The 13,602-nt window shown below is 57.7% G+C and carries 6 protein-coding genes; all 6 read right to left on the bottom strand.

Annotated elements, in window-relative coordinates; genetic code table 11:
* Positions 1-8: 8 nt before the first annotated feature.
* Entirely contained in the window at positions 9-2,162 is a 2,154-nt protein-coding gene (locus RBT76_04360) for a T9SS type A sorting domain-containing protein (protein ID MDX9856996.1), read from the bottom strand.
* Positions 2,159-5,845 carry a S8 family serine peptidase gene (locus RBT76_04355; GenBank protein ID MDX9856995.1) on the bottom strand — a complete coding sequence of 1,229 codons (3,687 nt, stop codon included), beginning with the start codon at positions 5,843-5,845 and terminating at the stop codon, positions 2,159-2,161. The genes RBT76_04360 and RBT76_04355 overlap by 4 nt, the downstream gene beginning before the upstream one ends.
* Before the next feature lie 75 nt (positions 5,846-5,920).
* Positions 5,921-6,829, bottom strand: coding sequence for a homocysteine S-methyltransferase family protein (locus tag RBT76_04350; GenBank protein ID MDX9856994.1), 909 nt, complete (start codon positions 6,827-6,829; stop codon positions 5,921-5,923).
* Between the two features lie 82 nt (positions 6,830-6,911).
* Positions 6,912-8,789 carry a PKD domain-containing protein gene (locus RBT76_04345; GenBank protein ID MDX9856993.1) on the bottom strand — a complete coding sequence of 626 codons (1,878 nt, stop codon included), beginning with the start codon at positions 8,787-8,789 and terminating at the stop codon, positions 6,912-6,914.
* 372 nt (positions 8,790-9,161) lie between these two features.
* The gene (locus RBT76_04340; GenBank protein ID MDX9856992.1) at positions 9,162-10,676 is read right to left on the bottom strand and encodes a NapC/NirT family cytochrome c; all 1,515 of its coding nucleotides are present in this window, start codon (positions 10,674-10,676) and stop codon (positions 9,162-9,164) included.
* Between the two features lie 124 nt (positions 10,677-10,800).
* Positions 10,801-13,521, bottom strand: a complete 2,721-nt coding sequence (locus RBT76_04335; GenBank protein MDX9856991.1) for a hypothetical protein — start codon at positions 13,519-13,521, stop codon at positions 10,801-10,803.
* Positions 13,522-13,602 lie beyond the last annotated feature (81 nt).

The raw sequence follows: 13,602 nt of genomic DNA, 5'->3' as shown, positions 1-13,602 counted from the left end.
TCACACGCTCATTTAACCAGGATCATCTTGCGGGATTCGCTGACATCGCGGGTGACCAGGCGGTAGAAGTACACTCCGCTCGCGACCGGAACCCCGCGCTCGTCCCGTCCGTCCCAGACAATCTGATAGTCTCCCGCCGGCCGGACATCATCGATCAGGACAGCCACCTGTTGCCCGAGGATATTGTATATCGATAGAGAGACATCAGTACGCGCGCCGAGAGAGAAACCGATAGTTGTGGACGGATTAAACGGGTTTGGGTAGTTCTGGTACAACTGCGCGATGCGAGGCAGCACCAAATCGTCGTCAATGACATCCGTAGGCGTGCCAAGGACTCTGAAGATATTCAGCGCGTGCCCGTCGCTGACAGCTGCCAGCCCGTGGTGAACGGAAATCAGGTTTCCGGGAAGTCCTCCCTCGTCGAGCAAGACGGGTTCCGAGCCACCAAGGTCGAATACGGACATACCGGACGGTCCGACTGTGTACATAAGCGAGCCGTCGATCGACGACTGCGTTACCGGCCGTGGGAGAAATATGGTCGTGTCGAGTTCAATCTGGCGCGGGTCGGATACGGCGTACACGAGCAAATCTCGTCCGGCGAAAGCAAACAGGCGGTTACCGAAAACGGTGATATGGGACGGCTGAACGCCAAACGAGATGCTGGAGCGATACTCGACCGTGAAATTGTTGAAGAGGCGGTAGACGCGAACACCGGTTTTGTTCGAGGCAACGAACAGGAGAGAGTCGAGGAAGGCAGCGCCAGTGATGCCATCCAGCGAATTCAGAATACCCCGTGAGGCCACGCCGGCGGAGTCGGAAATCGAGAAGAGTTCGATCCCATTGGATCCTACCGCGAATAATGCACCGAGCGTATCGATCGGTCGATTCGCCATGAAAATCTTACGAATGCCAGTCACCTGAGGAGAGACCGATCCCAGAAACGGCAGCGTATCGTTGGTGAGGTCGATCATGAAGATGCGGGTCAGATCGGCATACATCACAAACATCGTATCGCCGTTGAATTCCAGGCCCCCGATTCCCCGGAGGCCGGCGTAGAAGGTCGTGTCATAGACGGGTTCACCGTCGCCCGCCAATGTGTAAGATTCCAACGGGTTTTTCGCCCCGCCGGTGAAGAGTCTGCCGTCTCGTACAGAGAGAGCTGTAACCGGTCCCGGTCGTTCCAGTACGCTCTGGCCAACTGGATCGGCGATTCCTGCAGCGATCCGATACGTCGCGAGTCCGCCATCGCTTCCCGGAAGGATCAGCAGCGTTGAGTCGGAACGGCTGAACATCTCGCCATTCAGCGACGTGTCAGGCAGCTGCGCGAGCTGGGTCACGACGGGGATACGATCGTTGAGATCGAAAATCTCTATAGTCGGCGCGTTTCGATTGAATACGGCCACGAGGTCGTCGCTCGCGAAAACCCTCGACGCCGGGAAAAGCAGCGGCACGGTGTCGATCAGCGCCGGGGGCGAAAGTGAGACATCGGCAATCAACAACCGAGATCCTGTGACGGGTACAACGAGCAGCGAATCCGAGCGAACGAAGGATGTCGCCTGAAACGGGAGAAATAGATAGTCACGATACACCGGAACTCCGTCAGTCCGAATGTCGTGGCGGAGGATTCCGTTGTAATCATCGAGCGCATACAATTCGCTGCCGTAGGATTCGACCCGTGTATAGTGAATTCCCAGCATGCTTGAGTCCGCGAACTGAGGATTGTCGAACCCGGATAAGCGATACCGCCAAAGCCCGTCGAATCCTTTCGCGACGTACAGGTCCTGGTCAATCACAGCGAAGTCTTCGAACGGACCGGCCAGATCGGCCTCTCCCATGATTTCCAGCGACGGCAGTGCGTTCAGGTTAACGAAGTAGAGGATGTCGGCATCGGTTCGCACGACCAGTACCGAGTCGTACCGTTTGTGAGAAATCGGATATACCGGAAGGAAAAGCTGATTCACCTGTCGGTAGTAGCCGGTGCTGTCATTTCGCGTGAATACGGCGAGGCCGGACGGCGAAGAAGTAACGGCGAAGTTGTCGACCACCGAAACGGCGCTGAAGTTGTTCCACAAGAGCGTATGGTCCGGAGTTCCGGGAATTACCGCTGCAACCGGCGACCACAGCAACCCGAGTATCACTGTCAGGCACAGGCGGCGCATCATTTGACCAACACCATCTTTCTGGTCATTTCGAGTTCTCCCGCTTTCAGCCGATAGAGGTACACCCCCGATGCATACCCGGAACCGTCAAACAGTACGGCGTGGCGCCCGGCCGACAACGTTTCATCGACCAACGTAAGAAGCCGTTGCCCCAGAATATTGAAGACCTCGACTTTCGTTTCCGCTCGTGCGGGGAGTTCAAACTCGATTATGGTGGACGGATTGAACGGATTCGGGTAGTTCTGAGAAAGTTCAAACGTCAAAGGAACCGACGGCGGATTGTCTGAAGCATCGGTAGGGATATCGTTGATGCCCAGGACTCCGGAATTCACGGCATCAACATACAGTCGCCCTCGGTTTGCACCGTTCCGAGACGACGACGTGAAGTCCCAGACATACACCTGATTGTCGTCGCCGAACATCACCAGTTCCACCAACCCATCGCCATCGAGGTCCTCGACATACGGTGCATACGCCGTGGAGAACACCGTGCTCGGGCGATTAGGAGTGTCAATGGGCCAGCCGGGCACGAGCTCACCACGATTATCCACGATTATGAGCTTCTCATTGCCGGTGCCCGGAAGGATGTAGCCCCCTCTCATGACGACCTCAGGGGCTTCGTCGCCAAGCAGATCGGCGACGATCGGCGGACCCAGTGTCGATGGGAAGTAGAACGCTTCGCCGTACGGTCGTCCGCTCAACTGCGAATATGGCGTGCCGTCAGCACTGAAGATATAAAGACCCGCAATGTCAAACTCGAAAAACGTGCACAGGACCTCGGGGGTACCGTCCATGTCGAGATCGGCGACAGTCGGGATGTTCCCCAGCCACCCGCCGAGTTCAGGTATGGTGATCGGCCACCCGGGAAGATCCACGACACCGAGCGTTTTGGCCCAGATCGTACGGGATGAATTATCGCGATAGCCGGTGGTGATGATTTCCGGAAGGTCGTCGCCGTTCAGGTCGGCCATGATCGAGCCGTAGACGACGTTGGCGTCCATCGTCAATGGGCTCACCAAATCCCATGCGGTCTGGCCGGTCCGGGCATCAAACACGGCGTTTCCGGCATGGGGGAGGGAATTGGAGTAGGTCGCCACCACCTCCGGCAAATTATCGCCGTTGAGGTCGTGAGACACCACCGAATTGCCACCATAGAAAAACGAGACGCTCGGGCTTGGACCGAAGTCTGCGAACCACCCGTTCATCGAGTAGAAATGGGAATTACCCTCGAAATCGTATGCGAGTATTCGTCCTTGATTGTTGATAAAAGCGATTGCGCTGTCAGGCACGGCCCCGCCCAGTCGTACGACCGACGGCGTTGGGAACCCGAACGTGAGCTGTCCCGTCACGCAGTCTCGCGGCCAGCCGTCTACGTAGGCCCCGGTCCTGTCAAACACATGCAGGCCGTCGCCGCTGGTGCAGATGATATCGTCGTATCCATCGTGATTGACGTCATAGATTGCGGGAACACATCGGAGATCAACGCCGGGCAGGACGGGGAAGCCGTCCATCACCGTGCCATCGCTGTGGTAAACCAGCAAGCCGTACGAGGATGCCACGACGATTTCCAGCAGGCCGTCGCGATCGAGGTCGGCGCATACCGGACTTTGAGCGGCCCGGCCCGGCAGCTGCTGTGGCCAGCCGGAAGCGAAGGAGTTCAGGATAGTTATTCCGACGCTGTCGGACGATTCTTCCGGCCCGAAGAATCCTCGAACAATCACCGTGTAGTCGCCGGCCTCAATTCCGGAAAGGTTCCACGTGAACAATAGGCTGTCAAAGAATTCAGCGGAGGTTGAAAAGAGCGCGGTCGGTGGCTGGGACAGAGTCTCGTATTCCACGCGGAGCGAGTCATAGTCCGGGCCGAATGCGGAACCAATGATCGGGACGGCATACTGAAGCTCGGCTCCATTGACGGGGCTGTCGATAGCAAGGTTGTTGAAGCCGCTGTAAATGAAGGTAGCAATCGATTGTCTGCCGTTGTCGTCGGTGAGTCGCATGTTTATGAACCCGGAGACCTGCGCGCTTTCAAAGACGTGTGCAACGGAGTCGGGGGGAAGGAATGATCCGGAATCCAGTGGTTGCCAATCGATTGATCCGATACCGACCGAATAATCGAGGCGCCAGCCTCCAAGATAACCGGCCACCGATGCGATCCGGATGGCGACCGGACCGACATGACGAGTCCTGGGCCCCGGGTCGACGATCGCGATGCCGCCCTCATCGAGGAGATTATATGACCCCGCTATGTTGAGATATCCCCACCCCGACAGCGAATCAAATCCGATCAAGGTGTCGCCGGCGTCGAAGGGATCAACGAGATCGGTGGCGCCGAGTCGCAGAATGTCTTCGAGTTCGGACAGCGACAGGTCGGGTCGGTACGACCAGAGCAGGGCCGCGGCCCCGACCACGACCGGAGCGGCCATCGATGTACCGTCGGACAGGTAGTACCGTGAGTCCGACCCGATGATGCGAACACCGGGTTCGCCCTGTTCGGCGTACATGTCTGTTCCTGCCGCCCTGAGCGAGAGAATGTCTTCGCCCGGCGCGATTAGATCAAGGTGCTCACCGTAGGTAGAAAAGTAAGTTACCAGGCCGCGGGAGTTACCTGCGCCCACGGTGAACGAGCCCGGTGTGTTCGCAGGGTAGTAGAATTCCCGCCTGCCGGAATTGCCCGCTGCCGCTACGACCATGACACCATTCAGGCGGGCGTACGTAATGGCTTCCTCCAACAGCAGCGACTCGTATGGGGAACCCCAACTGAGATTGAGAACTTTAGCGCCGGCATTGACGGCATAGATTATGGCTGCCGCCCCGACGGCACTGGTCGCGTTAGGGAGGATTTTGACGGGGAGAATTTTGACCCACGGTGCGATACCCACTACGCCGCGACCGTCGTTATTCGCGGCGATGATCCCCGCGATGTGTGTGCCGTGACCGTGTTCGTCCGTTGGGTCGTTATCCGGGACTATATCCACGATCGTTGCTTCATCGCCGGACATGTCATATCCGAGCGTGTCATCCACCAAGCCGTTGTGATCGTCATCAAGTCCGTTTCCCGGAATCTCGCCGGGATTGCGCCACAATCGGCCACTCAACTCAGGATGGAGCAGGTCGGTCCCGGAATCGATCACACCCACGATAATGCTGCTCGAATCACCGGGCGGTGAAAGATAAAACGGAGCCAGGTGAATGTCCTTGCCGACAAGCCCCGATTTCACGGCGAGGGTGTCATCGCCAATCCCCGGAAGTCGGTCAATACCGAGATACGGCTGACCATAGTTGTACAGCCCCCACTGATTGGAGAAGAGACTGTCGGCGGGGAATTCAAATAATTCAAGATAATAGTCGGGCTCGACATGGGCGACCCGGTCGGCGCCGACGGCGGCGATGACATCGATAGCGCGCAGGGTGCTGTCCGGGCTTGCATAAATATAGTACCGGTCAACTTCAGGGGCGGCCGGCACGGCCGCGAGCGGCATCTCTGCGACTACTCGTTGAAAAAGCGTCTGGTTGTCAAGCGATGCCGCAACCGTGGCGGCGTTGACGCGGGGCTGGAGTTTCACGATGAATCTGCCCGGTACGGGGCCGGTGCGGGCCGTCGGTTGGCCGGCTGAATCGGCAGCGAATGCCAGCGCCGCCAAAACGGCCAGCACGGAGTGAATCACTGTTGTTGTTCGCCAGGTCATGTCAAATCGCCAACCGGAGGCATGGGAGGTTTCCTTTTATCACTATAGAACGATTCGGCCACACAAAATGTCCAGTCAAGGTCGTAGTTTTCCGATCGCGCCGCTCTGCAACGTCTGCATTTCGGCAATATACTCAGGAGTGGTGCCACAGCAACCACCTGCGACCAATATACGATATGATTGCAGGAGCGCCGCAAACTCGGTAACGAATTTCCCTGCATTGATCGGATAGCGGGCCGCCGCACCGGTCGAATCGGGAATGCCGGCCGACGGCGAGCAATACAGGGGACCGTCATAGTATTGTGTCAATGAGGCGAGGTCGGATCCAAACGACTCTGGTCCTGAACCGCAGTTGACCCCTAAAAGCGAGACTTGATAGGTACGGCACACCTCGACCACCTGGTCAAATGCAAGCGATGCCATTCCAGCACTGATAGAGACCCATGCGGGAACCCCCTTTCCATCGGGCAGACTTCGCAGGGCACTCAGAGCGTTTCTAACCTGGTCCATCGAGACAGCTGTCTCAATCAGAATGAGATCAACGCCCCCTGAGAGCAGGCTGCGAACTTGTTCTCCGTACGAAGCTTCTACGTCTTGTTGGACGGCGCCGTCGACAATGACAGGTCCGACCACGCCGGCCACCCAAACCTCGCCGTGCGACGCGTAACGGTCTCGAGCGTCGCATGCAATTCGGGCCGCTCGATGGTTAAGGTCGGGTGATGATCCGGCGAGCCCGAATCGGTCCAGCATCGGTGGGGAGCCGCAAAAGCTGTTGGAACGAATCAGTCGGGCACCCGCGCGAATATAGTCGGCATGAATACTCGTAACTGTCTCTGGCGCCGTGAGGTTCAGGATCTCGCAGCAGGGGTAACACCCTCGCCATCGCTCGTCATCGCGTTTTATGCGGTTAAGCAGCAAAGAACCCATCGCGCCGTCGGCAAGGACGGGTAACGGACCATTTGCTATACTCGAGTAGATGTCCATCGGCGCCCGGGAGGCTGCTGTGACTCGAAAAAAGAGGGCGGGCGCAATGAACGCCCCGCCCTCAGGCTTCCACGAAGGGAGACTACGGACAGATCGGGTCCGGGCCCCCGCTAAACAGATAATTCACAAGGTAAATGAGGTCCGACAGGTCAACGTCGCCCAGGCCGTTCACATTCGCCTGTCTGGTGTCGGTCGGGGCCGGTCCGCCCTGGAAAAGAAAATTCACCAGATATATGAGATCGGTTAGATCGGGTCCGATGGTGTCGTTGGTCACATCACCGGCCAAACAGGCATCCAGCGTCACAAATCCGTTATACAGCACCGGTTGGTACGATCCCTGTACGGTCGTGAACTGATAGACGTACGAGGTATAGGGCGCTATCGTTATCGGATTTGGGTTGCCGGTCGCACCGACGGGTATCCTGAAAAACAGACTGAGTATTGGACCGGCGCCCGGATCAAGCACTTCCTGATTGGCGGCCATGTCAAACAAGTAGGTGGCCCGTTTGGCAGCCGGGGCGTAGTTCACAAAGGTCTTCTGCGTCACGGAAGCCGTGCGGAGTCCGACCGTGCTCACCGAGTCAAACAGAAGGCTGTAATCTCCCGCCCACGAAAACGGAATCTGGATTGTCTGCAGCGGAACGTAGTTCACAGCTTCGATATCAATTCGGACCTGCTGCCCGGCGTTTCCAACCGCATCGACCACGCGAGTCGTGTCTGCGTAGGCGAAAATGATGTTTTTCTGCTGTGATGCATACACACCGTCGGTAGCGTTGATGGTTACCTCGACGGTGTAATTGCCGGGTGTGGTGTAGGTGTGATCGGGTGACTGCACGCCGGCAGAGCCGCCGTCACCGAAGTCCCAGTCCCACTCGTTGACGCTTTTGCCGGTAATGCCCTGGAAACTGGAGGTGAGGGGAACGGGGCCGAACGTGTTGGTTGCGGCGAACTTGACTCCTTCAACCCAGCTTGACAGTTCTGCATTTATCCAGCAGTGAATGCGCCCCGACTGTTGAGGCGAGAACTCCGTGATGCAGTAGTCCGGTCCGTATCCCATGAAGTTCTGCGGATCGGTCGGTCCCCACGACTGACCGGAGCAGACATCGGTTCCACCCGGGCCGTTGCATGCGTAGTTGGTGGGGGTCGGATCGGTATCGGAACAGAAATCGCCGGTGAAATCGCGGTCGCCCGCACCGACACGCTCGTAGCACTGGCCGCACTGGCTGACTTCGGAAACCCCGTGGTGCGTGTGCCAGAGACCGAGACAGTGGCCGATTTCGTGTGCAAGCACGGACTGTACGGACGAGAAATGACCCTGAGTCATGACGATCCCGCCCCGCACCGTGAGCGCGTCATTGTCCCAGGGAAATGTCCCGAATGAATACGACTCATTTACGTATGAAACGAAGATGTTCAGCTGCGAGTCCGGCTGGACCGCATACGCGGTCTTCATCGGGTCCATCTCGTTGTCATCGAGGAAGCGGTACGCGGAATTGTTCACGAACTGCCAGTCGTACTCAAACTGGATGCGATAGGGCAGATAGTCCTGATTGAGATGCGCCACCTGCGCCGCCACCATTTCCGGAGTTGTGGCGGCGTTCGTGCCGTCTGTATTCCTCACGATATGGAAGAAGAGCTTGATATAGGTAATCGGAACGCTCCCATCCGGAATCCACGAGTCGCGGAGACCGGGATCGTCACACGGGCCCTGCGGAGTGCAGGCCTGCGCGTCTTTGGTGGCATACTTTTGGTTGTAAATGATCTGCGTCCAGCAATGTTCAACCCCGCCGGGGGTGCCAAAGTAGCTGCCGGACTCGCTTAGGAGGTTCTGTTCGCTCGGCGGATTCTCATCGCCCCGCACGGCGCCGGCCGCAAGCAGAAGCCCGGCGGCCAGAATGAGAATCGAAGCAAGGCGAACGGGCGACATCTCAGGCGCGACGCGTGATACGATACGTCCCATCACTTCTTCCTTCCTGTTCCTATCAGATGTGTCTTACTCAGGCGGTAAGGTATCGCAAGTTCCCACTGCAGAATATACAATATTAGTCCATTTTTCAAAGAAGATTCGTTAATTGAAACACGTCGGCCGCCTCGCGGTTCTCGCTTCAACTTAGACAAATTGGACCACGCGGGTTAAAAGTCAAATTGTCGATTGGAATGAATTCGGATGAGGCCGGCCGCGCTACGCGTAACGCATTGTTTAAGTGTGTGTTACGAGCGTAAAGCGACGCGCTGCTCGAGGCGGGAACCCCTTGGCGCCATCGAATCAGTCGGACTAATGACACCCGGCAACACCGTCTCTATTGCCGGGTGCAAGAAAGACGAGTCAATATCAGTACCCCTGTTCGGGCGTGTGACAATCCGTACACTTCATGTCCTGCCACATGCCGTCGATATCCTCGGGGTGTTCGAAAAACAGCCCTGCGATATCGGTTTGCAGGCTGTCCGGTGACTCGGACGGGCCCTGCGCGATGATGAGATGGCAGGAATTGCAGTCACTGCTGATCGCATTGCCTTCAGCATCCTGCATTTCGGGATTGTGACAGCGGAAGCAACCGTCATTGACGAAGTGACTGAGGTGATTCTCGCGCTCCCGATAGTCTGTTTTCATTTCCGGGAAGAAATTGCTGTTGTATATATGCAGGATTCGCTCGGTTGCCTGTTCGACGACATCGGCATTGGCGGTCAGATAATCGGGATAGTTCTCCTCGTAATAGGACTGCAGATCGTCACGAATACGCCGCTGTGCCTCCTCGCGGGTGCCGTACTCGGCGTTGAGCACCTCCAGCCCGACCTGTCTGATGTACGGGATGTCCTTGGAAATCTGGTGCGTCGACAGGGCCAGGTTGAGTGACGTTGCGGGAGCGAGGAACTTGTGAGACGGGCGATTGTGGCAATCCATGCAGTCAAACGTCCGAACATCCGTTTCCGAGCTCGTGAAGTCCGGCAGGTCTGATCCCTGTTTGGTATAGATTACTGTGTCGCCTTCCTGACTTACCATTCGAACCCATCTGATATCCTGCCTCTTGGGGTCCGCCGCCACGTACTGGATTTCATTAGCCGTCACCATGTGCCAGTGGATGCCCTCCTTCACCCCGGTTCGTGGATTGCCGCCGCCGATCTTGAGCAGGAGGCTGATCGTCCACGGTGAATTGGTCTCATCAGTCTTGTAATAGGTACGGGTGACGAGCTTCTCACCGTAGAATTGCTGCGGCCAGTGGCAGTTCTCACAGGTCTCGCGGGAGGGTCGCAGATTGGCGACGGGCGTTTCGATCGGACGCGAGTAGGTGTTGAGCGCGGTGGCGAAGAGCTGCCGAATGCCGTCGACCTTCGATCGTACATAAAAAGACGCCCCCGGACCGATGTGGCACTCAACGCAGGGGACACGGGCGTGAGCGGAGTTATGATAGGTGACCGCCTGCGGTTCCATCACGGTGTGACAGGTCTCGCCGCAAAATGCCACGGAGTCGGTCGCTTCGTAAGCCTGCGTGCCGCTGTACACGACCAACAACAGCAATCCGGCACAGAGCGCGAGGAAGAGCCAGAGGTTGCGCATGTACACGGGATCGCTCGGGTCGATGGAGAGATTGAACCTGACTTTGCGCCCCTCACGGCGCGCCTGCCGCACCTGCTGGCGAATCGCCAGCATGAACATCAAAAAGCCGACAGTGATGACAAACGGCACACCGACCCACGTCACGAGGGCCCGATAGGGGTTTTCGTTACCGGCGGTAAAATCGAAAAAAAGCAAAATCAGAAACAGGAACCCGCCCGCGAGAAACAACGCGCCGCCAACGGCGGCCAGCGGGTGGCGAAATACGGTGCGCGTCTGTATCGGTTTTTCCACGCTGCCTCCTAATCAAGTGCTGCTTCTCGGACCGTCGGGGCTCCCGGGTGGACCGCCAAAGAGAACCGGGAGTCGATCAGTCGTCTCCCGGTCGTAATCCCGTCTGAGCCGTCGGGCACGCCAACTACCGATATCCGAACACCTCAGCATAGATAATCAGGAGAATGAGCGCAAGTCCAATAAAGAGCGCGATGGTCCCGAAAATCTTTAATCCCCTCACCACGTACGGCGGCAAGGGCTCCACGAGGTGTTTGCGGATTTGGCGTGAACGGATGAGTTCCCGGTATTCGCGAGGCCGATCATGCTTCAGCTCTTCGACCGGCATCCGTCCAGTGAAAATCACGGTATCCATGGGGAATTTGTCCGGACGGAAGTGTGTGTTGAAGAAGTGGACGGTGAAAATGAACGCCACCGCCAACAAAGCCTCGTCGGAGTGCACGATGGTCGCCACATTGATGATCCAGCCGGGCAGGAAGATAGTGAAAAACTCCGGGAACCACAGCAACAATCCGGTGGATCCGATAATGGTGACGCCCCAGAACACGGCGAAATAGTCGAATTTCTCCCAGTATGTCCAGCGTCCGTACTCCGGTCGTGGCCCCATCCCGATGAACCACTTGAGCGTGCCCTTCAAGTCGCGCCAGTCGTTGCGATTGGGCATCATCGATTCTTCACCCGTCAGGTAGGACAACCACGTTCGTCCCGACTTCTGCTTCTCGCGAATCAGATCGAACAGGTGAATGCCGAAATAGGCGAACGTGATTACCGCGCAGACGCGGTGGATGAAGCCTGCGGATTCGGCGCCGCCGAGCAACTCGGCTATCCATTGTGCCCACCCCAGATAGGAGAACTTAAGCGTCATTCCGGTGATCGCGAGGCCGAGGAAACTGATGACAACCATGATATGCAGCCGGCGATGGAGCGGCTTGAACCGCTGGTACTCCAGCTGTCCCCGCGTGGCCAGACGCAGCGCTTTGGCGACCTTCATCGCCTGGAATGACCGCGGCAACCACAGCAGCGTATGCGTCCCCGCAATGATCAGCGTACCCACCAGCAGGCTCGTCATGAACCAGAAGGTGTAGAACAGTATCGGATACTTGGTTCTGTCATGATGGGTGGCATGCGACAGGTACCCGGCGAACTGCAGGTGAGAGCCTTCGTGGCACTTCCCGCAGGTCTGGACCACATTCTGCCGAGACAGATGCGATGCCGGTTCTTCGGGGGGAAGGATATCATGCGCACCGTGGCAATCGTAGCACATGGCGGCCGCCGAGTAGCCGAGCTGCGATACTTTGCCATGAAAGGTCTGGAAGTAGCTTTCCGTAACGTCGGTATGGCAATCGCCGCATTGCTGCATGATCTCCAGGCGGAACCCCGACAGGTTTGACTCCGTGATATTGTGCGATTGATGACAGTCGGAGCAGATCGGCAACTTCTCGTCGGTGTCATTCACCAGCTTGGAGTGGATGCTCTTGCTGAACTGCTCGTAAATCCCATTGTGGCACTTGGCGCACGTTTGCGGGATGTTGTCGCGGTGAACAGTGGATTGCGGGTCACCCGGCGGCAATTCATGGTGCGCCGTGTGGCAGTCCGTGCACATGGCCGTAACCACGAGCCCGCTGGCCAGCAGACCGACACCGTGGGTCCCGTGCTTGTATTCTTCCACCACATTGCGGTTACCATCGGCATACCTCGCCGTTGCACGACCACCTTCACCGTGGCATTTCGAGCAGAGGTCCGGGACGTTGGTCGGGAACGTGGGGGACGAAGAAGCCTGCCGGTTCTGGATGCCGTGGGTTCCGTGGCACGTCTCACAGACGGGGGCGTCCGGATCGCCGCGCTCGGCCAGCTTGCCGTGAGTGCTTGTATTGTACGTTGCCACGACCTCGGAATGGCATATCGAGCAGTCTACCTTCGGGATCACTGTTGTACAGGGTCGGCTGCCGTGGCCGGGCGTTGCACCCGTATGACACTGGGCGCACTGGACCGACCGATGAATAGAGTGCTGAACCTCGCTGGTATCGACATACATCGAAACCCGTTCGCCATCGCGCGTCGCGAACAAATCCGTTTTGCCGTGGCAGGTCATGCACTCCCTGTCTGCGATGCCCTCATCGTAGTAAAGGCGCCGAATTTCGTGCGGTCGATGGCAGTCGACACACGCCGGCACTTTGTGCGGCTCTTTCTCCCACAACTCACCCCGTATGACTTTCGTGTGCACCTGCTCGATTCGTCCGTGACAGGCCTGACAGGTGGCGGCGACGTTGTTTCGATGTATGCTGGATGAAGCGTCGGTGTGCGGCAACACGTTGTGAGCGGTATGGCAGTCGCTGCACACCGCCGTCACGGTCAGGCCTTGCTGGTACAACCCCTCTCCGTGGATCGATTCAGAGTAATAGTGGAAGACCGAGTCGACTGGAATGTCGTACTTCCGCGTTACCTCGGTGCCCTCCTGGTGGCACGTCGCACACATGACGGGGATATTGAACTTCGTGACCTGTGAGGCGGGATGCTCCTTCGGCAAGACACTGTGCTTTCCGTGACAATCCCAGCACTGCGGGGCGAGGTCTTCTCCGGCCAGCGCCAGCCTGCCGTGCAGGCTCTTGTTGTACACGTCCGACACGTCGTCGTGGCACATCCCGCAATCGACATCGCCCACTTCCGGTTCATGCGGCAGTTCCACACCGGCCAGCTCCTGATGGCAGTCGACACACTCAAGCTCGCGGTGGACGGACTCTCCGAGCGCGTCGGGGTCGGTGTAGAGAGAGATCGTTACGCCGGCGCGCCGAGCCGTTAACCCCGGATCATCGTGGCACATCAGGCAGTCATCGTTACTCTGTCCCACCGACAAACATGGCAGAATAGAGATCAAAGTAACGGCCACAACGGCCCATAAGGTAATTGGCTTGTCAATTACCTGTTGTGC

The organism is Candidatus Zixiibacteriota bacterium (assembly GCA_034003725.1).
Lineage (GTDB): Bacteria > Zixibacteria > MSB-5A5 > GN15 > FEB-12 > WJMS01.
The sequence above is the reverse complement of the archived record's forward strand: the minus strand, read 5'-3'. Positions and strand labels throughout refer to the sequence as shown.